General features: G+C 68.9%; 14 protein-coding genes. 5 read left to right on the top strand and 9 right to left on the bottom strand.

The window, feature by feature from the left end; translation table 11 throughout:
- The first annotated feature begins 1 nt into the window (after position 1).
- Positions 2 to 2,836 carry an RNA polymerase-associated protein RapA gene (gene rapA, locus RCF34_RS04195; protein ID WP_308707042.1) on the top strand — a complete coding sequence of 945 codons (2,835 nt, stop codon included), beginning with the start codon at positions 2 to 4 and terminating at the stop codon, positions 2,834 to 2,836.
- Positions 2,837 to 3,087: 251 nt separating this feature from the next.
- On the opposite strand, the gene dhbA is transcribed toward rapA, so the two are convergent.
- The 4 genes from dhbA to RCF34_RS04215 are packed head-to-tail and all read right to left on the bottom strand — an operon-like array spanning position 3,088 to position 7,533.
- Positions 3,088 to 3,843 (bottom strand): 2,3-dihydro-2,3-dihydroxybenzoate dehydrogenase, encoded by a 756-nt coding sequence (dhbA, locus tag RCF34_RS04200; protein ID WP_374941139.1) that lies wholly within the window; start codon positions 3,841 to 3,843, stop codon positions 3,088 to 3,090.
- An 11-nt stretch (positions 3,844 to 3,854) separates the two neighbouring features.
- Positions 3,855 to 4,715, bottom strand: coding sequence for an isochorismatase family protein (locus tag RCF34_RS04205; RefSeq protein WP_308707043.1), 861 nt, complete (start codon positions 4,713 to 4,715; stop codon positions 3,855 to 3,857).
- An 8-nt stretch (positions 4,716 to 4,723) separates the two neighbouring features.
- On the bottom strand, positions 4,724 to 6,349 hold the full coding sequence (locus RCF34_RS04210; protein ID WP_308707044.1) for a (2,3-dihydroxybenzoyl)adenylate synthase: 1,626 nt from the start codon (positions 6,347 to 6,349) through the stop codon (positions 4,724 to 4,726).
- Complete coding sequence (locus RCF34_RS04215) at positions 6,346 to 7,533, bottom strand: isochorismate synthase (protein WP_308707045.1); 1,188 nt, start codon at positions 7,531 to 7,533, stop codon at positions 6,346 to 6,348. The genes RCF34_RS04210 and RCF34_RS04215 overlap by 4 nt, the downstream gene beginning before the upstream one ends.
- A gap of 273 nt (positions 7,534 to 7,806) precedes the next feature.
- On the opposite strand from RCF34_RS04215, the gene fepB reads away from it, so the two are divergent.
- Positions 7,807 to 8,775 carry a Fe2+-enterobactin ABC transporter substrate-binding protein gene (fepB, locus tag RCF34_RS04220; protein ID WP_308707046.1) on the top strand — a complete coding sequence of 323 codons (969 nt, stop codon included), beginning with the start codon at positions 7,807 to 7,809 and terminating at the stop codon, positions 8,773 to 8,775.
- Positions 8,776 to 8,837: 62 nt separating this feature from the next.
- Here fepB and entS read toward each other — a convergent pair whose 3' ends face one another.
- Positions 8,838 to 10,067 carry an enterobactin transporter EntS gene (gene entS / locus RCF34_RS04225; RefSeq protein ID WP_308707047.1) on the bottom strand — a complete coding sequence of 410 codons (1,230 nt, stop codon included), beginning with the start codon at positions 10,065 to 10,067 and terminating at the stop codon, positions 8,838 to 8,840.
- Between the two features lie 126 nt (positions 10,068 to 10,193).
- On the opposite strand from entS, the gene fepD reads away from it, so the two are divergent.
- Genes fepD through RCF34_RS04240 form a run of 3 tightly spaced genes read left to right on the top strand, consistent with a single transcriptional unit; the run spans position 10,194 to position 12,987 of the window.
- Positions 10,194 to 11,189: a Fe(3+)-siderophore ABC transporter permease gene (fepD, locus tag RCF34_RS04230; RefSeq protein ID WP_308707048.1), complete on the top strand. Its 996-nt coding sequence runs from the start codon at positions 10,194 to 10,196 to the stop codon at positions 11,187 to 11,189.
- A complete protein-coding gene (gene fepG / locus RCF34_RS04235; RefSeq protein ID WP_308707049.1) occupies positions 11,186 to 12,184 on the top strand; it encodes an iron-enterobactin ABC transporter permease in 999 nt (332 codons plus the stop codon). Before fepD ends, fepG begins: the two co-directional genes overlap by 4 nt.
- Positions 12,181 to 12,987, top strand: a complete 807-nt coding sequence (locus RCF34_RS04240; RefSeq protein ID WP_308707050.1) for an ATP-binding cassette domain-containing protein — start codon at positions 12,181 to 12,183, stop codon at positions 12,985 to 12,987. Before fepG ends, RCF34_RS04240 begins: the two co-directional genes overlap by 4 nt.
- On the opposite strand, the gene RCF34_RS04245 is transcribed toward RCF34_RS04240, so the two are convergent.
- The 4 genes from RCF34_RS04245 to RCF34_RS04260 all read right to left on the bottom strand — a co-directional run bounded on the left by RCF34_RS04245 (position 12,984) and on the right by RCF34_RS04260 (position 20,688).
- Positions 12,984 to 16,922, bottom strand: coding sequence for an enterobactin synthase subunit F (locus tag RCF34_RS04245; protein WP_308707051.1), 3,939 nt, complete (start codon positions 16,920 to 16,922; stop codon positions 12,984 to 12,986). The genes RCF34_RS04240 and RCF34_RS04245 overlap by 4 nt on opposite strands.
- Positions 16,923 to 16,933: 11 nt before the next feature.
- Positions 16,934 to 17,140, bottom strand: coding sequence for an MbtH family NRPS accessory protein (locus RCF34_RS04250; RefSeq protein WP_308707052.1), 207 nt, complete (start codon positions 17,138 to 17,140; stop codon positions 16,934 to 16,936).
- A 21-nt stretch (positions 17,141 to 17,161) separates the two neighbouring features.
- A complete protein-coding gene (gene fes / locus RCF34_RS04255; protein WP_308707053.1) occupies positions 17,162 to 18,415 on the bottom strand; it encodes an enterochelin esterase in 1,254 nt (417 codons plus the stop codon).
- A gap of 83 nt (positions 18,416 to 18,498) precedes the next feature.
- On the bottom strand, positions 18,499 to 20,688 hold the full coding sequence (locus RCF34_RS04260) for a TonB-dependent siderophore receptor (RefSeq protein WP_308707054.1): 2,190 nt from the start codon (positions 20,686 to 20,688) through the stop codon (positions 18,499 to 18,501).
- Positions 20,689 to 20,937: the final 249 nt, after the last annotated feature.

Raw genomic sequence — 20,937 nt, forward strand, 5'->3', positions numbered from 1 at the left:
CATGGCGTCGCATCAACCGGGACAACGCTGGATCAGTGACAGTGAGGCCGAACTGGGCCTGGGAACCATCCTGGCCCTGGACGGCCGCCTGCTCACGGTGCTCTATCCAGCCACCGGTGAGACCCGCCAGTATGCCCAGCGCAACGCCCCGCTGACCCGGGTGCGCTTCGCCCCGGGCGATGAGGTGACCCATTTCGAGGGCTGGAAGCTCACCGTGCGCGAGGTCTCCGAAGAGGATGGCCTGCTGACCTATCACGGCTTCACCGCCGAGCGCGAGGCACGCAGCGTGCCCGAGGCCCAGCTGTCGAACTTCATCCAGTTCCGCCTGGCCAGCGACCGCCTGTTCGCCGGGCAGATCGATCCCCTGCCCTGGTTCGGCCTGCGCTACCACACCCACGAGCATCGCAACCGCCTGCTGCAGTCCAGCCTCTGGGGCCTGGGCGGCGTCCGCGCCCAGCCGATCCCGCACCAGCTGCACATCGCCCGTAGCGTGGCCGACCGGGTCGCACCGCGCGTCCTGCTGGCCGACGAAGTGGGCCTGGGCAAGACCATCGAGGCCGGCCTGGTGATCCATCGCCAGCTGCTCAGCGGTCGTGCCAGCCGCGTGCTGATCCTGGTGCCGGAAAATCTCCAGCACCAGTGGCTGGTGGAGATGCGTCGCCGCTTCAACCTGGAAGTCGCGCTGTTCGACGCCGAACGCTTCATGGCCAGCGAAGACGGCAATCCCTTCGAGGATGCCCAGCTCGCCCTGGTCTCCCTGGACTGGCTGGTACGCGACGAAAAGGCCCAGGATGCCGCCTTCGCCGCCGGCTGGGACCTGCTGGTGGTCGACGAAGCCCACCATCTGGTCTGGCACCCCGAGGGCGCCAGCCGCGAATACAGCCTGGTCGAGCAACTCGGCGAGGTCATTCCCGGCGTGTTGCTGCTCACCGCGACCCCCGAGCAACTGGGCCAGGACAGCCACTTCGCCCGTCTGCGCCTGCTCGACCCCAGCCGCTTCCATGACTTCGCCGCCTTCCAGCAGGAGTCCCAGCACTACCGCCCGGTGGCCGAAGCGGTACAGGAACTGCTCGATGCCGGCGCCCTGAGCCCGGCCGCCCAGGACGCCATCGGTGGCTTCCTCGGCCAGGAAGGCGAGACCCTGCTGGCCGCCGCCGCAGCCGGCGACGCCGAGGCCCGCGCGCGCCTGGTACGCGAACTGCTGGATCGCCACGGCACCGGCCGGGTGCTGTTCCGCAACACCCGCGCCGCGGTCAAGGGCTTTCCCGAGCGCGAGCTGCACGCCCACGCCCTGCCCTTCCCGGACGCCTATCTGGACGAAGGCGTCATGCCCGGCCAGTCGCTGCAACCGGAAACCGAATTCGCCCCGGAAGACGACAACGACCGCTGGTGGCGCCACGACGGCCGCGTCGAGTGGCTGATCGACACCCTCAAGGCGATCAAGCCGCACAAGGTGCTGGTCATCTGTGCGCGCATGGAGACCGCCCTGGACCTGGAAGATGCCTTGCGGCTGAAGTCCGGCATTCCGACCACGGTGTTCCACGAGGGCATGAGCATCCTCGAACGCGATCGCGCCGCCGCCTACTTCGCCGACGAGGAATTCGGCGCCCAGGTGCTGATCTGCTCCGAGATCGGCAGTGAAGGCCGCAACTTCCAGTTCGCCCACCACCTGGTGCTGTTCGACCTGCCGGCCCACCCGGACCTGCTGGAGCAGCGCATCGGTCGTCTCGACCGGATCGGCCAGCGCCACACCATCCAGCTGCACGTGCCCTATCTCGAAGGCAGCCGCCAGGAACGCCAGTTCCAGTGGTACCACCAGGCGCTGAATGCCTTCCTGGCCACCTCGCCCACCGGCAGCGCCCTCCAGGCGCGCTTCGCCAGCGAGCTCGACGAGCAGCTGGCCGGCGGTGACGATGCCGCCTGGCAGACCCTGCTGGAACAAGGCGCCGAGGCTCGCGCCACGCTGGAAACCGAGTTGCACAACGGCCGTGACCGCCTGCTGGAACTCAACTCCTCCGGCGCCGGCGCCGGCGAGCAACTGGTCGAGGACATCCTCGAGCAGGACGACCAGTTCGCCCTGCCGATGTACATGGAAGAGTTGTTCAACGCCTTCGGCATCGACAGCGAAGACCACTCCGACAACGCCCTGATCCTCAAGCCCAGCGAGAAGATGCTCGATGCCGGCTTCCCCCTCGGCGACGACGAAGGCGTGACCATCACCTACGACCGCAACGTGGCCCTGGTCCGCGAGGACATGCAATTCCTGACCTGGGAGCACCCCATGGCCCAGGGCGGCATGGACCTGGTGATGTCCGGCTCCATGGGCAACACCGCCGTGGCGCTGATCAAGAACAAGGCGCTCAAGCCGGGCACCGTGCTGCTGGAATTGATCTACATCAGCGAGGCGGTGGCGCCGCGCGCCCTGCAACTGGGTCGCTACCTGCCGCCGCTGGCGATTCGCTGCCTGCTGGACGCCAACGGCAACGACCTGGCCGCCCGGGTGGCCTTCGAGACCCTCAACGATCAACTGGAAAGCGTACCGCGCACCAGCGCCAACAAGTTCGTCCAGGCCCAGCGCGACTCCCTGGCCAAGCTGATCGGCGGCGGCGAAGGCAAGGCCATGCCGCGCCACGAGGAACGCGTGGCCAAGGCACGCCAGGCGTATCTCTCGGGCATGGACGAGGAGATCGCCCGCCTGGAAGCCCTACGCGCGGTCAACTCCAGCGTCCGCCAGGACGAGATCGATCGCCTGCGCCAGCAGCGCGAAGAAGGCCTGACCTACCTGGACAAGGCCTCGCTGCGCCTGGAAGCGATTCGGGTGCTGGTGGCGGGCTAAGCTTTCTGGCCGGTCCGAATCGCGGCCATGGCGGTCCGCCGATGCGGCCGCTCCTACAGACTGGGCTCGACCTGTAGGAGCGGCCCATGGCCGCGATTCGTTTCAGGCGAATGCTCCGTTGAGCCTCGCACCTGGGCGTCACCGGGTAGGTTGGGCTGAGGCGGCTCCATCGCCGAAGCCCAACATCGCAGCCGCATTCGCGTAGTCCTGTTGGGCTTCGCTGGCGCTCAGCCCAACCTACGAACCCCGTCTCACGCCGCCAGGGTCGCGCCGCCGTCCACCACGATGTCCTGCATGGTGATATGGCTGGCCAGGTCCGAGGCGAGGAACAGCACGGTATTGGCGATCTCGTCGGGCTGGGCGATCTTGCGCAGCGGGATGCCCAGCTTGAAATCCTCCGGCAGGCCGTCTACCAGGCGCTGATAACCCTCGGGCGAGCCGAGCATGCCGGCCAGCATGGGGGTCGCCGTGGAGCCCGGCGAGACGACGTTGCAGCGCACCCCCGACCCGGCCAGTTCCAGGGCCACGCAATGGCTGAGGGACACCAGCGCCGCCTTGGAGGTGCAGTAGCCGGCCATCTGCAGGCGCGGCACATGGGCGGCGTTGGAGGCGATGTTGACGATGGCGCCCTGGCCCTGGGCCTTGAACAGCGGCACCAGTTGGCGGAACAGGTAGAAGGGGCCGGAGACGTTGACGTCCAAGAGCGCCTGCCAGTCGTCCAGGCTCAGGCTGTCGCTGGTGCCCAGGCGCAGCACGCCGGCGCCGTTGACCAATACGTCCAGACGGCGTTCTTCCGCCAGCAGCGCCTGGCAGACGTCCTCCACCTGGGCCGCATCGGCGACATCCAGCAGCTGGATGCGAAAGGGATAGCTGCTCTCGGCGAACCGCCGGTCGAGACCGACCACCTCGGCGCCCGCCGCCTGGAAGCGGCGCGCCACCTGCAGGCCGATGCCCTGCCCCGCGCCGGTCACCCAGACGCGCTTGCCGGTGAAATCCAGTTGCGTCATCAGCAGATTCCTCAGGCGCGCGCGCGCAGCAGATCCAGCCAGCCCTGCAGGGTCGGCCGGGCGGCGAGATCGGCGAAGGTCACGGGCAGGCCGCGCTTCTGCCACTCGCCCACCAGGGTCATGACCTGCACCGAGTCCAGGCCGAAGTCGGTGAGATTGTCGTCCAGCGCCGGCTCTTCGTCGTCGGCGTCCAGCAGCGGCTGGACCTGGGCGCGCAACCAGGCTTCGTCCAGGGCTACCGCGCCGCCGGTGACCTGGGTGGTGCTCAGGGTGCTGCCGCAGCGAGTGGCCACGTAGCGCAGCGCCATGCGGTGCTCTTCCTCGCTGAAGTCGGCCACGGCGTCGCCGATCAGGAACGCCTGGATGTCCCTCATGAAGGCATCGGTGCAGGTGGTCAGGCAACCGATGTGGGCATAGACGCCGCAGACGATCAGCTGGTCGCGCCGCCACTCGGTCATCAGGTCCTGCAGGTTGGAACGATGGAAGGCACTGTAGCGCCACTTGGTCAGCACCACGTCGCCGTCCTCGGGCGCCAGCGCGTCCACCACCTGCTGCAGCGCGGGATCGGCCTGGGTCAGGCCCGGCCCCCACATGTCATTGAGCAGGGCGCGGTCGGCCGGCGGCTGGTCGGTGGGCTGGGCGGTATAGACCACCGGCACGCCCTGGGCATCGGCCCAGGCGCGCAGCGCGGCGATATTGGCCACCACCTGGTCGATCAGCGGGCTGTTGTCGCCATAGAACTCGACGAAATAGCGCTGCATGTCATGGATCAGCAGCACGGCGCGGTCGGCCGCGGGTGTCCAGTCGACCTTGTTGGCGGGAAAGCCGTCGGGCCGGGGCAAGGGATAGGAAGCAAGACGGGGAATAGCCATGGGAAACCTTAGAGACGCTCGGTGGAAGGGGTCTGCAGCTGCTCGCGCAGGCGCCGCTTGTCGATCTTGCCGACGGCGGTGAGCGGCAGCTGGTCAAGGAACTGGAAACGGTCGGGGAGCTTGTACTCGGCCACGCCCTGCTCGCGCAGGTAGCGGCGCAGCGCCACCGGCTTGAGTGCTGGATCGCTCACCACCAGGCAGGCGCAGCTCTTCTCGCCCATCAGCTCGTCGGCGATGGCCACCAGGGCCGCGTGGGTGATGCCGGGATGGCGCAGCAGGAGGCCCTCGATCTCGGCGGCGGCGATCTTCTCGCCGCCACGGTTGATCTGGTCCTTCACCCGCCCGACCACCTTGAGATAGCCGGCGGCATCGCGCTGGACCACGTCGCCGGAGAAGTAGAATCCCTCGGCATCGAACACCTGGGCGTTGTGCTCGGGGCTGCGGTAGTAGCCGCGGAAGGTGTAGGGACCGCGGGTAGACAGCAGGCCGGGCTCGCCGTCGGGCACCGGGTTGCCGTCTTCGTCGGTGATGCGCACCTCGTCATCCGGACTCATCGGGCGGCCCTGGGTGGTGAAGATGCGCTCGGGCTCGTCGTCCAGGCGGGTGTAGTTGACCAGGCCCTCGGCCATGCCGAACACCTGCTGCAGCTGGCAGCCCAGTTCCACGGGCACGCGGCGGGCCTGGGCCTCGGCGAAGCTGGCACCGCCCACCTGCACCACGCGCAGGCTGGCGAGGCGCGCGCGCTGCTCGGGGGCGGTCGCGGCCTGCAGCCAGAGCGCCACCGCCGGTGGTACCAGGGCCACCCAGTCCACCTGATGGCGTTCGATCAGCGCGAAGCAGCGCAGCGGTTCGGGATCGCGGGCCATGACCACGCAGCCGCCGGCGATGAAGACGCCCAGGGCGCCGGGCGAGCTGAGGGTGTAGTTGTGGCCCGCCGGCAGGGCGCAGAGAAAGCGCGTCGCTGGGGTCAGGCGGCAGATCTCGACGCTGCGTCTGAGGCTGTAGTAGTAGTCGTTGTGGGTGCGCGGGATCAGCTTGGGCGTACCGGTGCTGCCACCGGAGAGCTGGAAGAAGGCCACCTGGCCACCGGCGGTGGGCGTCAGCTGGTAGCCATCCAGCGGGGTATCCAGGCGCTGCTGCAGACTGCGCGCGTCGTCGGCGCCATCCAGCAGCACCTCGCCGAGGCCCGGCGCCACCTCGCGCAATTCGGCGAGGAAGTTGTCGTCGCGGAACAGGTTGTGCTCGCTGGAGGCGATCAGCAGCCGGGGCTGGATCTGCTGCGCATAGGCGAGCAGCTCCAGCTTCTGGTGACTGAACAAGGCGTTGACCGGGGCGATGCCGGCCTTGAGCAGGGCGAAGAACACCACATAGAACTCGGCCACGTTGGGCAGCTGCACCAGGGCGGTGTCGTGACGGCGCAGCCCGGCGGCCTGCAGGTGGGCGGCCAGGCGACTGGAGCGTTCGTCCAGCTCGGCATAGCTCAGTTGGCGCTCGCCACAGAGGATCGCCGGCGCGTCCGGCAGGGCCGCGCGGCTGCGCGCCAGGATCTCGGTCATCGGCAGATCGGGCCAGTAACCCAGGGCGCGATAGCGGGCCGCCAGGTCGTCCGGCCAGGGGGTGAATTCCAGACTCACGTGGGGTTCTCCTCGTCGAGCAAACCACAGGCGGCACGCATGGTGCCCAGTTTGGCGGTGACCTCGGCCCACTCCGCCGCCGGATCCGAGGCTTCGACGATGCCGGCGCCGGCGAACAGCCGCAGCCACTCGCCCTGCACCGTGCCGCAGCGGATGGTGACGACCCACTCGCCGTTGCCCTGGGTATCGCACCAGCCGACCATGCCGGTGAACAGGCCGCGATCGAAGGGCTCGATGCGCTGGATCAACTGACGCGCCGCCGCCGTCGGAAAGCCGCAGACCGCCGGGGTCGGGTGCAGGCGGCAGGCGAGCTGCAGCGCCGAGGTGCGGCTGTCGGCCAGTTCGCCGTCGATGGCGGTGGACAGGTGCCACATGGCGTTGGTGCTGAGCAGCGAGGGCCCTTCGGGAACGTCCAGCCGGCTGCACAGCGGCGCCAGCTGCTGGCGGATGTCCTCGATCACCAGGCGGTGCTCGTAGTGATCCTTGCTGGACTCCAGCAGCTCGCGAGCGACGCGCTGATCTTCCCGCGGATCGGCGCGACGCTTGGCCGAACCCGCCAGCGGATTGGTATGGACCTGGGCGCCCTGCTTGCGCACCAGCAACTCGGGGCTGACCCCGACCAGCTCGCCGCCCTCGGCGGTGGGGATGCGGAATTGATAGCCGGTGGGATTCTGCCGCGCCAGGTTGGCGAGGATGGCCTCCACGTCGGCGGGTTCGGCCAGGTGGATCTCCTGGATACGCGACAGCACCGCCTTGCTCAGCTCGCCGCGGCGGAAAGCCTCGATGGCCTCCTCCACCGCCAGGCAGAAGCCGTCCGCACTGGGCAGGTTGCGCACCTCGCGCACCTGGGCCGGGGCGACCGGCGCGCTGCTGACCGGCGCCGGGCGGGCCATCCAGGCATGCTCCCGGGGGACATAGAGGCAGGAGGGCCTGGTGGTATCGAAGGGAATGGCGCCCATGATCACCGGCTCGGCGATGCCAGCCTGGCGGGCACGGGCGAAGGCCTCTTCCACGGCGTGCAGGAACAGGCTGTCCCGGTGCGCACCGCCGCTGGCCGGTGTTTCGACCCGGGCACAGATGCCCCGCCCCTGCAGGACGCGATCACCCGACTGGAACAGGAACGCCGCCTGTTCCCGACGATCGGCACCTACTTCCCCGACCCTCTCGGCCCTCTTGCTCGTCATTTCGATGAACCTCTACACGAATGATAATGCTTATCAATAAGCAGAAGCTAACGTACCGGAGCCCGGAAAGTCAATTCGTTAGGGACCGAACGATATTCCCGGTTATCCGCAAACCCTTGAAATAAAAGACAAAGACCCACTGGACGGAAGGCCGCCTGGCGATGATCTCCTGCCCTTCCCAGCAGGCGTACCGGTGGTTTGACCGGAACGACTTGCTGCCAGGAAGCGCTTCTTTGAAAATGAGAGTGATTATCTTACAACCGGAAGGCGTTCATGTTCAGCTTGTCGTCAGTGTTTCGCATTCTCACCACCCTGGTCCTCGCGACCCTGGCGCTGGGCGGTACCGCCCGGGCGGCGGACTGGCCCCGGCAGATCAGCGCCGACGGCAGCCAGGTGACCCTGCCGGCCAAGCCGCACCGCATCGTCTCCACCAGCGTCACCCTTACCGGCTCCCTGCTCGCCATCGACGCGCCGGTGGTGGCCAGCGGAGCCACCTCGCCCAACAACAGATTCGCCGACGACCGGGGCTTCCTGCGCCAGTGGGGCGCGATCGCCAGGCAGCGCGACGTGAGACGGCTGTACATCGGCGAAGCCAATGCCGAAGCCGTGGCCGCCGAGGCACCGGACCTGATCCTGGTCAGCGCCGCCGGCAACGATTCGGCGCTGCGCCTGGTCGAGCAACTCAAGGCCATCGCCCCGGTGCTGGTGGTGGGTTACGACAATCGCAGCTGGCAACAGGTGGTGGAGCTGCTCGGTCAGGCCACCGGCCGCGAAGAGGCCGCCAGCAAGGTGGTCGCCGACTTCGACCGGCGCGTCTCCGACCTCAAGGCGCGCCTGCAGCGGCCGCCGCAACCGGTGTCGGCCTTCGTCTACAACCCGGCGACGCGCCAGGCCAATCTCTGGACCGCCGCCTCCTCCCAGGGTCAGCTGCTGGAAAGCCTGGGCTTCGAACTGGCGGCGCTGCCGCCGGGGCTGGAGACCGGCCATAGCCAGGGGCAGCGCCACGACATCCTCCAGCTGGCCGGCGAGAACGTCGCCACCGGCCTCACGGGCCAGACCTTCCTGCTGTTCGCCGCGGACGCCAAGGAAGCCGAGGCGGTGCGCAGCAATCCGCTGCTGGCGCACCTGCCAGCGGTCAAGGACAACCGCGTGGAAGCCCTGGGCGCCGAGACCTTCCGTCTCGACCCCTACAGCGCCAACCTGCTGCTGGATCGCCTGGAACAGCGCTACGCCAAGCCCTGAACCGGGCAGTCGCGGAAAAAGCTGCGCGGTTTTCCACGCGACGCCAGGCGCACCGGAGCGGATCAGCCGCCGAGGCTTTCGGCCCGGCGCAGACCGCGGGCCAGCGCCCAGCAGAGCGCGGCTACCAGGGTCGCAACCAGACCGAAGACGCAGGCCGCCTGCGCCGGCAGCATCAGGCTGGCCAGGCCGCCGAACAGCGCCGCGCCGATGGCTTCACCACCGATGTTCTGCGCCGTCCACAGCGCATTGATGCGCCCCAGCAGACGATCCGGCGTCAGGCGCTGGATCAGCGCGTACTGCACCAGGGAATTGAGCGCGCCCAGGTAGCCGAACAGCACCAGGCACAGCGCGGACAGCCAGAAGCTGGGCAGCAACGCGAACACCGCCACCGCCAGAAAGGTGGCCACCGCGGTCATCAGCAGGGTACGGCCGGGGCGCGGCGCCTGGTTCAGTCGACCACTGGTGAGGGCGCCGATGGCCGCGCCCAGGGGCGCGGCGCCATAGAGCCAGCCCAAGTGGCCGGTATCCAGCCCCCAGTGCTCGCCCAGCGACGGATAGAGCACCCGCACCGCATTGGCCATGGTGACCAGGGCGCCGACCAGGGCGACCGCGCCCAGCAGGCGATTCTCGAACAGGAAGGCGATGCCGCCGCCCAGGGCCTGCCAGGGCGTTTCGCGTGGCTGTTCCGGCGGGAGCAACGGCGGCAGGCGCAAGAGCACCAGCAGGGTGATGAGGGTGCCGCAGGCGGCCAGGCCGTAGTTCCAGGCCACGCCGCTCTGGGCGATCAGCAGGGTGCCCAGTGGCGGCGCGACGATGGCCGCCACCCGCACGCTGAGCATGTTCAGGGCGCCGGCCTGCACCATGGATTCGCGGCCGACCAGGATCGGCGTGACCGCCAGCAGCGCGGTGACACCCAGGGCACCAAAGAAGCCGTCCCACAGCGCCAGCAGGTAGATGGCGGTCAGCGACGGCTCGGGCAGGCTGGCGTTGACTGCCAGGCCGATGAAGCCCAGGCCGCAGATGGAGCGCGCGGCCAGGATCAGCCGGCGCCGCTCCAGGCGGTCGGCCAGTACCCCGCCGGTGAGCAGGCCGACGAACATGCCGAGGCCGGCCATGCTCAGCGCCAGGCCCACCTTGAGTGGCGAATCGGTGAGGGCCTGGACCTGGATGGGGATCGCCACGGCCAGCAGGCCGAGGGACAGCACGGACACCAGACGGGCGATGAACAGGGTGCGAAAGGCGGCGTGGGACCTGAGCAGGCCGAAGTCGAGCAGGAAGGACGTCTTGGACATGAATCACCGGAAAAACACAGGGGACGCTATCGAGCCGCCGGAGCAAGGCTGTTAGCATGTAACACAGACTATCATGTGTTAATACGCCTTGTTCTCATCCACCCCCCTCCCCGTCGGTCATCGCGGATGACCAGGCGCCGCCTCTTCATCCTCGGCTGCGCCGCGTTCCTGTTGCTGCTGGTGATGGCTGCCAGCCTGGCGCTTGGCGCGACCGCCATCCCGCTGGCCGATGTCTGGCAGGCGCTGGGCCAGGGCTGCAGCGAGCCGGCCTGCCTGATCGTACGCGAGGCACGGCTGCCGCGTACCCTCGCCGGGCTGCTCGCCGGGGCGGCGCTGGGGGTGGCCGGCACCCTGATGCAGGCGCTGACGCGCAATCCGCTGGCCGACCCGGGCATCCTCGGCGTCAATGCCGGTGCCAGCTTCGCCGTGGTGCTGGGCATCGCCCTGTTCGGTGCCAGCGGTCCCGAGCAGTACCTGGGCTTCGCCTTCGGTGGCGCCCTGCTCGCCAGCCTGGTGGTGCTGCTGGCCGGCATCGCCGGTGGCGGCGGCTTCAATCCCATGCGCCTGGTGCTGGTCGGGGTGGCCCTGGGCGCCATGCTCGAAGGCGTCAGCTCCGGCATCGCCCTGCTCGATCCGCAGGTCTACGACCAGCTGAGATTCTGGCAATTCGGCTCCCTGGACGTGCGCCAGCTCGACCTGCTGCACAGCGCCAGCCTGCCGGTGCTGGGTGGCGTGGTCATCGCCCTGCTGCTGGCCCCGGCGCTCAACGCCCTGAGCCTGGGCAGCGACCTGGCCGTGGCCCTCGGTACCCGGGTCCGCCAGACCCAGTTGCTCGGCCTGCTGGCCATCACCCTGCTCTGCGGGGCGGCGGCCGCCGCGGTCGGTCCGATCGCCTTCGTCGGCCTGATGGTGCCGCATCTGGGTCGCTGGGCCATCGGCGAAGACCATCGCTGGCTGCTGCCTTTTGTCCTGCTGTTCACCCCCAGCCTATTGCTGACCGCCGACATCGTCGGCCGCCTGCTGGTCACCAACGAGCTGCGGGTCTCGGTGGTGACGGCCTTCCTCGGCGCGCCGCTGCTGATCTGGCTGGCCCGGCGTCAGCGCCAGGGAGGCCGGGCATGAACCGCCCCGATCGCTTGCGCCTGCCCGGTGTGCTGTTCGCCCTGCTCGGCGGCGCCCTGTTGCTGGCGCTGTTCGCCCTGGGCAGCGGCAGCCTGGCCCTGAGCCCCGCCCAGGTGCTGTCCGCGCTGGTCGGGGAGGCGCCGCGCGGCATCGAACTGGTGGTCACCCAGTGGCGGCTGCCGCGAGTCGCCCTGGCGCTGCTGATCGGCGCCGCCCTGGGCCTGAGCGGGGCGCTGTTCCAGTCGCTGCTGCGCAATCCCCTCGGCAGCCCGGACATCATGGGCTTCAACACCGGCGCCTACAGCGGCGTGCTGGTCGCCCTGGTGCTGTTCCAGGCCAGCATCCTCTGGAGCACCACTGCCGCCCTGATCGGCGGCCTGCTCAGCGCGGCCCTGGTCTATGCCCTTACCTGGCGGGGCAGCGGCGTGGATACGCTGCGGCTGATCATCGTCGGTATCGGCGTGCGCGCGCTGCTGATGGCGCTCAACACCTGGCTGATCGTCCACGCCTCCCTGGAAGCCGCCTTCAGCGCCGGCCTGTGGAGCGCCGGCTCGCTCAACGGTATCACCTGGGCCAAGGCCTGGCCGGCGGTGGTCTTCATCCTGTTGGCGGGTGCGGCCAGCCTGGCGCTGAGTCGCCGGCTGTTCCTGCTGGAGATGGGCGACGACACCGCCTGCGCCCTGGGCGTGCCGGTCGAGCGCACCCGGTTGTCGCTGCTGGGCCTGGGCGTGGTGCTCACCGCCGCCGGCACCGCGGTGGCCGGTCCGATCTCCTTCATCGCCCTAGCCGCGCCGCAGATCGCCCGCCGCCTGACCGGCACCCAGCGCCTGGCGCTGCCCGCCGCGGCCCTCACCGGCGCGGTGCTGCTGCTGGGCGCGGACCTGCTCGCCCAGCGCCTGTTCCTGCCCTATGTCCTGCCGGTGGGCCTGGTCACGGTGAGCCTGGGTGGGCTCTACCTGATCGGCCTGCTCATCTGGGAGTCCCGCCGCTCATGAACGACGCCCCCGCTTCGCGCCTGCACGCCGAGCGCCTGACCCTGGGCTACGGCCGCAAGCTGATCGCCGAAGACCTGTCGCTGACCATTCCCGATGGCGAGCTGACGGTCATCATCGGCCCCAATGGCTGCGGCAAGTCGACCCTGCTGCGCACCCTGAGCCGGCTGCTGGCGCCCAGCCAGGGCCAGGTCTGGCTGGATGGCCAGGCGATCCAGAGCTATCGCACCAAGGAGGTGGCCCGTCGCCTGGGCCTGCTGCCGCAGAGCTCCCAGGCCCCGGGCGACATCTCGGTGCGCGACCTGGTGGCCCGCGGGCGCTATCCGCACCAGACGCTGTTCGGCGGGGTACGCGCCGACGACGAGCGCGCGGTGACCCACGCCATGCAGGCCACCGGTGTCTTCGACCTGGCCGAGCGCGCGGTGGACACCCTCTCCGGCGGCCAACGCCAGCGGGTATGGATCGCCATGGCCCTGGCCCAGGAAACCCCGCTGCTGCTGCTCGACGAGCCCACCACCTGGCTCGACATCACCCACCAGATCGACCTGCTGGAATTGCTGCAGGCGCTCAATCGCCAGCAGGGCCACACCCTGGTGATGGTGCTGCACGACCTCAACCACGCCTGTCGCTACGCCACCCACCTGGTGGCCATGCGCGACGGCAAGGTGCTGGCCACCGGCCGCCCGCGCGACGTGGTCACCCCCGCGCTGATCAAGGCGGTCTACGACCTGGACTGCCTGATCATCGAAGACCCGGTGGCCGGGACCCCCATGGTGGTGCCCCTGGCGCGGCGTTCGGCGCGCTAGAGTGCCTTCAAAGCCCGATTCAGCACCGGGCCGATCTGCGCCAGCTGGGCCGGGGCGATGATGTCGACGTGGGCGCAGTCCACCTCGTGGGCCTGCAGGCGGGTGATCCAGGGCGCCCAGGTGGCCTTGACGTCCATTCCCGCCGGCAGGGTACGCCGGGCGACGAACATCAGCGCCTCGCCATCGAAACGCGCGCTGCGCGCCGTGGCCAGCAGCCGTACCGAATCGGCGTAGTTGCCTTCGATGGTGGTGAACAGCTCGGCGCCCTCGCCCAGCGCCGGATCGGCCAGGCCCTGCTGGGCGGCCAGGAAGGCCTCGCGCTCGCGATTGACCTCGGCCAGCACCTCGGGATCCAGCTCGCGCTGGCCTTCGCGCTCCTGCCAGTTCTGGGTTTCCGGTGGATAGGTGTCGAGCAGCCCCAGGAAAGCGACCTCCTCCCCGGCCGCCTGCAGGCGTGCCGCCAGGCCCTGGGCCAGGGTGCCACCCAGGGAATAGCCGAGCAGATGATAGGGCCCCTGCGGCTGTACCTCGCGCAGGGTGCGCAGATGGCGCTGAATGACGGCTTCCAGGTCGGCGCCCTGGGCCAGGGGACCGTCCGGACGCGGCGACTGGATACCGAGCAGTGACCAGCGCGGATCCAGGTGCCGTTGCAGCACGCTGAATTGCCAGGCGAAGCCCGAGGCCGGATGGAAGCAGAACAGCCTGGGGCCATCGCCCGGGCGCAACGGCAGCAGGGTCTCGAAGCCGGCGCGGGTCGCGCTGGCCGCATCCTGTTCCAGCTGCCGTGCCAGCCGGGCGACACTGGAGGCCACCATGATCTGGCCGATGGACACTGGCCGCCCCAGGCGCCGGCGCAGATTGGCCGCCAGGGTCATGGCCAGCAGCGAATGACCGCCCAGGGCAAAGAAGTCATCGTCCGCGCCGACGATGGCGCAACCGAGCACCTCGGAAAAGGCTGCCGCCAGGTCGCTTTCCAGCCCCGGCGCCAAGGGGCGACTGGCGGCCCTGGCCACGCCCTGGGGCGCCGGCAGGGCCTTGCGATCCAGCTTGCCGGTGGCACCCAGGGGCAAGGCGTCCAGCTCCACCAGGGCCACCGGCACCAGGTGCGGCGGCAGGCTTTCGCCCAGGCGCGTACGCAGCCGCTCCAGGTCCAGCGCGGCACCCGGCTGGGCGACGAGATAGCCCACCAGCTGGCGGGCATCGCCGCCGGTGGCGGTGGCCGCCTCGCCGAGCACCCGGGCGTGGGTGACCGCCTGGGCGACGCCGGGCAGCGCCAGCAGGGCATGGTCGATCTCCGCCAGTTCGATGCGCTGACCCCGGATCTTCACCTGGTCGTCGCTGCGGCCCAGGTATTCGACGACGCCCTCCGGCAGCCAGCGTGCCACGTCACCGGTACGGTACAGCCGCTCGCCCTGCCCGTCCGGCGCGGCGATGAAGCGTGCGGCGGTCAAATCCGGGCGCCCCCGGTAGCCATCGGCGAGTTGCACCCCGCTCAGATAGAGCTCACCCGCCACACCCGGCGGTACTGGCCGCAGGCGTTCATCGAGGATGTGCAGCCCGGTGTTCCACACCGGCTTGCCGATGGGCACGCTGCTGCCGGTGACGGCCGCCAGGGCGGCGCCATGGGCCGGATGATAGGAGACGTCCACCGCGGCCTCGGTGGGGCCATAGAGATTGTGCAGGGGCGCGCCGACCCGGCGCTCCCAGGTGCGGGCCAGCTCGGTGGGCAGCGCCTCGCCGCTGCAGAACACCTGGCGCAGGCTGGCACAGCAGGCCACCGCGACCGGCTCGTCCAGGCTGGCGACGAAGGCCGCCAGCATCGAGGGCACGAAGTGCACCGTGGTCACCCGTTCGCGGGCGAACAATTCCTGCAGCGCCGCGGGATCGCGATGGGCCTCGGGTGGCGCCAGGTACAGCCGGGCGCCCACCAGCAGCGGCCAGAAGAATTCCCAGACCGAGACGTCGAAGCTGCTCGGCGTCTTCTGCAAGACGGTGTCGCCGGCGCCGATGGGATAGCTGTCCTGCATCCACAGCAGGCGATTGACGATGGCGGCATGGCCGACCACCACGCCCTTGGGCCGGCCGGTCGAGCCGGAGGTATAGAGCAGATAGGCCGGATCACCGGGGCGCGGCCCTTCGAACACGGGATCGTGGTCCGGCCCCTCCAGGGGCGCATCGAGAATCAGCACCTGCTCCTCGCCCAGCCCCAGGAAGCGCCCGCGCTGGCTGGCATCGGTCACCAGCACCCGTGGCCGGGCGTCGTCGAGCATCAGTTGCAGGCGCTCGTCGGGATAGCCGCTGTCCAGCGGCAGGTAGGCCGCGCCCAGTTCGATCGTGGCCAGCAGCGCCAGGGACAGGAATACCGAACGCGGCAGTGCCACGGCGACGATGTCGCCGCGACCGACCCCGGCCGCGCTCAGGCGCTGGGCCAGGGCCAGCACCTGCTGGCGCGTCTCCCGATAGCTGAAGGCATGCTGCAGATCGGCCAGCGCAGGCGCATCCGGGGTACGCGCGGCCTGGTCGGCGAGCAAGGTCGTCAGGGTGGCCTCAGGCAGCGGCTGCCTGGTGGCATTGATCGCGGCCAGCCACTTGCGGTCCGCCGGTGCCAGCAGGTCCAGCTCGCCCAGGGCAAGGCCGGCCTGCCCGGCGAATTGCCCGGCCAGCAGGCCGAAGCGCTCGGCGTGCCCCTGCAGCAGCTCGGCGGCATAGCGCTCGGCATTGCCCAGCAGCTTGATGTCCAGGGCGCCGCTCGCCTCCAGGTAGAGGGCGATCTCCAGGTCGCGCACCGGCCCCGAGGCCAGTTCGTGGGTGATGCCCGGCACCCCGGCGAAATCCAGCGCGAAATCGAACAGCTTGAGGTTGATGACCGGTCCGGTCAGGGGCTCGGCATCGCCCGGACGGCCGAGATCGCGGGCGATCTGCTCGGCGTCGTAGCGCTGGTGGCGACGCATCTTCTTGAGTTCGGCGGCCAGCATGGCGGCGAGTTGCGGCAGCGTCTGGGTCGAGTCGGTGCGCACGCCCAGAGGCAGGACGTTGAGCGTCGCGCCACCGGATTTGAGCGCCACCGAACCCATGCGTCTCATGAAGATGAAGCCGGCGCTGAAAGCCGACTGGCCGCTCAGACGAGCGAACCAGGTGGCGGCCAGGGCCACGGCCAGATCGGCCGGCGTCACCCCCTGGGCCTTCCCCTGCTCGGCCAATCTGGCGAAGACCGCGGCGGGCACCCGGGCGCGGGCTTCCACCACCCGCGGCGTGGGCACCTGCCCCGCCAGACTACCCGGAGCCAGGGACGCCGCTGGCGGCAAGGCCGCACCACGCTCGCGCCAGAAGGCTTCGTCGCGCTCGCGCACGGCCGACTGCCGATAATCCTGGTATTCGCGCACCACCTCGGCAAAGGACACGAACGGCGAAGGCTCGGTCGTCTCGCCCCGTACCGCGGCGCTGTATAGGGCCGCCACCCGTTTGGCCAGGGCGGCGAAGCCATAGCCATCGATCAGCAGGTGGTGATAGCGCTGGTACCAGAACAGGTGATCGTCACCCAGCTGGTAGATCCGGTTGAGCCACAGCGGACCGCCACTGGTGGCCCGCAGGTCGCCGTCGAGATCGACGCGGATGGCCGCCCGCGCCGCGCCTTCGGGATCGGCTGCCCCACGCAGGTCCAGCCACTCGGGCGCAGGGATGGCCATGTCGCTAGCGATCCACTGCACCAGCTCGCCCTCGCGCTCGGCGAACGTCAGCTGCAGGCTGTCCAGCTCGCCCAGGCCCTGGACGATGGCCGCCACCAGCGCCTGGGCATCGGTCGGCCCGCGCAACTCGACCAGATGGGCCACGGCGAAGGCGTTGGCGTGGGGCGACAGCTGATCGGCCAGCCAGATGCCGGGCTGGGCAGCGACCAGGGGCAGCTCGGGAAAGCGAGAACGGGGCGTAGAAGACACAGGAACTCCAGTCAGGAAGGCAGGGAGACGACCGGGCGGATATCGCGCCAGTGGCTGGCGAGCCAGTCGTCGCAAGCGACGCGCGGCGCCGGTCCGAACACCGGCTCCCAACCAGTGGGAACGGCCATGGCCTCCGGCCAGAGGCTGCACTGGCCCCGGGTATTGCGCAGGATCAGCAGCACCTGGGTGGGATCGTCGAAAGGATTGAGAGCGTCCATTGGACCTCCTGGCAGTAGGGATTAGCGCTGGGCGTCGGCGGCGACCAGGGGTCGCCAGAGCTGGACCAGGCCATCGAGCAGCCCGCCGCGCCACCAGAGGGCGTCGTGGCCCCCGTCGATCTCGCGATAGTCGAGCGCGTGGCCCTGCTCGCGCAGGCGCGGCACCAGGGCGCGGGAGGCTTCGAGGATGGCCGGCTCGCGCAACCCGGCCTCGATGAACAGTCGCAAGGGGTGGTTGCTCCCCTGCCCGCTCGCCAGCGCCTCGAACAGCCGTCCCGGCGCGCCGCGCTGCGGCCACCAGAAGGACCCGGACTGGCTCAGGGCACAGCCGAAGCGTTCCGGCCAGTGCAAGGCGGCATAGAGCGCCGCCAGCCCGCCAAAGCTCTGTCCGGCGACGACCGTCGAGGACGGCGACGGGGCATGGGGCGCCCAGTCGCGCACCTGCGGCAGCAGCTCTTCCTGCAGCGCCAGCCAGAACGCCGGATTGCAGGGCAACTCGCCGCTGCGAAGGGCGCGGTCGCTGTTGTCGATCAGCAGATAGACCGCCTCAGGCAGTTGACCGGCAGCGGTAAGCTGCTGCAGCGGCGCGCCCACCGGCATCGTCTGCGCCCAGAACTGCCCATCCAGCAGGATGGCCAGCGGCCGATCAATAGGGGTGGTATTACCGGTGGCGAAGACCCATACCGGGCGGCTGTTGCCCAGCCGCGCACTCTTCCATTGGTACTGCTGCAGACTCGGCCAGGCCGTTGGAGCCGGGCTGCGGTCGGCGTCGAAGGTCGCCCAGGCCGGCTGGGCAGGCGCCTCCGGCAAATGCACGCCCGACACCGCCAGCCCGCGCCCCCCCTGCCAGGCACGCCGCGGATTGAGCCGATCGGCCTGGGCCAGGGGAAAGACGCTGCGCCACCAGAGGCGGATGCCTTGGAGGTCGGGGTGGACCTCGCTCTCGAAAGGCGCCGGCTCCCCGCTGGGGATCAGGCAGTAGCTGCCCCGCCAGCGGCCATCCAGTTCGGTCTCCCAGGCCCAGACATCGGTACCTGGCAAGCGCCCCAGGCTCTGCGGCAGGCCCGGCTGATGATGGTCGGTGACACCGGTGATGTTGAGCCAGACCCGCTGGGTGCTGGCACGCCCGGCCAGCCCTTCGGGATCGCGCCAGACAAAGGTCAGGCGATAGCGCCCGCCCGCGGTGGGCTCGATCAGCGGCGTGCCACGGCAGGCCACGGCCTGCCACCAGGGCTCGCTGCCCACGTCGTCCCGCTGGAAAAGTGAATCTTTCATCGCATCAAGGTACATCGTCGCAAGGATCGTCATGGCCTGCATCGCGCCGGCCTACCCGAGCCAGGCTCGGGTAGGCCTGGACCTCAGAAGTCGTAGCGCGCCCCGACCATCACGCTGCGCGAGGGGCCCTGGAAGTTGAAGGTGGAAACCGAACCTACGCGCGACCAGTATTCCTTGTCGAGGAGGTTGTTCACGTCCAGGGTCGCGGTCAGTTGCTTGGTGACCGGATAGGAGAACTTGGCATCCACCGTGGCATAGCCCGGCGCGGAGACGGTGACCCCGGAGGTCTGGTTGGTCTGGGAGAAATCGCTCATGGCGGTCACCCCGCCGCCGATGCTCAGGCCGGTCAGCGGACCACCCGCCAGGGTGTATTTGGTCCACAGCGAGGCCATGTGCTTGGGCATGGCTTCGAACAGGGTGTTGCCATCGCCGCTGAGGTTCTGGGTATCCATGTAGGTGTAGCCGGCGAGCATTTCCCACTGGTCGGTGAGCTTGCCGCTGACCTCGATCTCGGCGCCCTTCACCCGCGTCTTGCCGGATGCTTCGGAATAGGTGGTGATCGCAAGACCATTGGCATCGAAGGGCGTGGACGCGCGGTTCTCGTCGGTCAGTTGGAAGACCGACAGGCGCGCATTCATGTCGCCGTTGAAATAGCTGCCCTTGATGCCGACTTCGTACTGGTCGCCCTCGCGCGGATCGATGGCCTTGCCCTGGGCATCCAGCTCGCTCTGTGGCTTGTACACCTTCGAATAGCTGGCATAGAGGGAATGGTAGTCGTCCAGGTCGTAGACGGTACCCAGATAGGGAGTGACGAATCCGCTGTGCTTCTGGCTTTCCCCCGCCTCGGCGCCGCTGGCCAGGGTGGTGGTGTAGGCATCGCCCTTGTACCAGGAAACGCGCGCGCCGCCGATCAGCGCCAGGCGCTCGATGGGGCGGAAGGTGACCTTGGAATAGAGGCCGAATTCGCGATCCTCGCTGCTGAAGTCGGTCTGGTAGGCGCGCGCCGGCTTGGCGAAGCGGGTCGGCGAATAGCTGTTCACATTGACCGTACCCAGGACGCTGTTGCCGTTCTGGTAGTCGGTGTCGTAGTGCTTGTAGTCGGTACCCACGACGAATTCGCTGACCTGACCCAATGCCTCGAACGGCTGGCTGTAGCTGGCGTCGAGCGAATAGGCATCCTGCTCGAAGTCCCGGGTACTGGCACGGATGCTGGTGTTGCCGTTGGCCTGCACCGCCCCGCCGGTGAAGGCATAGAGGTAGTCCGCCTCCCGGTGCGACGCCCGGGCGGCGATGCGCCCGTAGCCGCCATTGTCGAATCTGTGGGTCAGCTCGAAGATGCCGTCGGTGGTCTTGCCGTCGAAGTAATTCCAGTCCGCCCCCAGGAAACGCGACTGGCTGATGTCCAGCAGATTGCCCTGGGTATCGGTGGGATAGCCATTGTGCGGGGTGACGTTCTTGACCTGGTGGATCAGGCCGAAGGAGATCTGGGTGGCGTCGGACAGGTCGATGTCCAGGTCGCCATAGTAGCTCTGGTCGGTGTTGGCGTTGTAGTCCACCTCGCCATTGGTGTCGGCGCGGGAGGCGACGAAGCGACCCCGCACATTCTTGCTCTCGGTGAGCGGACCGGCCAGGTCGATTTCCTGGTAGTTGGTGTCCCAGGAACCGTAGCGCCCGGTGATGTGCCCCTGGAAGTCCTCGGTACCGCGCTTGCGCACCATGTTGACGATGCCGCCCAGCTCGCTGGTGCTGTTGAACAGCCCGGAGGGCCCGCGCATGATCTCGACCCGGTCGAAGGGCGAAAGGATGGGTACGGTGCCGAAGATGCTGGTCATGGGCGCCGGCAGGCCGTCGATGTTGTATTCGTCGTACTCGTAACCACGCGAATAGATGGAGGAACGCCCGCTGTCGTTGGTCAGCACCCGCAGGCCGGCGGTGGACTTGGCCAGCTCGTCCAGGGTGTTGAAGTTGCGGTCCTTGATGTAGTCGCTGGTGTAGGAGGTGATCGACTGGGGAATGTCACGCAGGGCGGCCGGCGTCTTGGTGCCCACGGTCGCCGAATCCACGGTATAGCCGCCGGTCTGTTCCGAGGGCGCCATGTCGTAGAGGCGGTTGCCTTCGATGGTCAGGGTGTCCAGTTCCGTGGCGTTCTGCTCGGCCACCGTGGCGGCCAGGGCCGTCAGCGGAAAGGGAATCAGCGCGCCGATCAGGAGCAGCTGACGGAGAGCCCCGCGGCGAAGGCGGACGGGCTGGCAGAGGGTTCCTTGGGTGTTCATGGTGATCCTTGTGACCGTGGCGTTGCAGCCGACGCCGTGCACTTGAAGGCTGCTCTTCGCGGTATCCCGCGAGGGTCATCACTTTAAATGATAAAAACTCTCATTATCAAATGTTACGGTAAGCAATAGCTGTTCGCATCGCGAATGCCAGGCAGCCGTGATCCACGCCCAGAGCTCAGGACGGCATCAGGAAGGAATGCAGGAAAGAGGCATCACCGGGCCGAAAAGGTCCGGTCACAGGATCGAGCT

The organism is Pseudomonas sp. 102515 (assembly GCF_031085165.1).
Lineage (GTDB): Bacteria > Pseudomonadota > Gammaproteobacteria > Pseudomonadales > Pseudomonadaceae > Chryseomonas.

Excerpts from the sequence above, each read along its gene's own strand:
- fes (WP_308707053.1), bottom strand. The coding sequence starts at position 18,415 with ATGAAAGATTCACTTTTCCAGCGGGACGACGTGGGCAGCGAGCCCTGG.
- fepB (WP_308707046.1), top strand. The coding sequence starts at position 7,807 with ATGTTCAGCTTGTCGTCAGTGTTTCGCATTCTCACCACCCTGGTCCTC.
- RCF34_RS04205 (WP_308707043.1), bottom strand. The coding sequence starts at position 4,715 with ATGGCTATTCCCCGTCTTGCTTCCTATCCCTTGCCCCGGCCCGACGGC.
- fepD (WP_308707048.1), top strand. The coding sequence starts at position 10,194 with ATGACCAGGCGCCGCCTCTTCATCCTCGGCTGCGCCGCGTTCCTGTTG.
- fepG (WP_308707049.1), top strand. The coding sequence starts at position 11,186 with ATGAACCGCCCCGATCGCTTGCGCCTGCCCGGTGTGCTGTTCGCCCTG.
- entS (WP_308707047.1), bottom strand. The coding sequence starts at position 10,067 with ATGTCCAAGACGTCCTTCCTGCTCGACTTCGGCCTGCTCAGGTCCCAC.
- RCF34_RS04240 (WP_308707050.1), top strand. The coding sequence starts at position 12,181 with ATGAACGACGCCCCCGCTTCGCGCCTGCACGCCGAGCGCCTGACCCTG.
- rapA (WP_308707042.1), top strand. The coding sequence starts at position 2 with ATGGCGTCGCATCAACCGGGACAACGCTGGATCAGTGACAGTGAGGCC.
- RCF34_RS04215 (WP_308707045.1), bottom strand. The coding sequence starts at position 7,533 with ATGACGAGCAAGAGGGCCGAGAGGGTCGGGGAAGTAGGTGCCGATCGT.
- dhbA (WP_374941139.1), bottom strand. The coding sequence starts at position 3,843 with ATGACGCAACTGGATTTCACCGGCAAGCGCGTCTGGGTGACCGGCGCG.
- RCF34_RS04250 (WP_308707052.1), bottom strand. The coding sequence starts at position 17,140 with ATGGACGCTCTCAATCCTTTCGACGATCCCACCCAGGTGCTGCTGATC.
- RCF34_RS04260 (WP_308707054.1), bottom strand. The coding sequence starts at position 20,688 with ATGAACACCCAAGGAACCCTCTGCCAGCCCGTCCGCCTTCGCCGCGGG.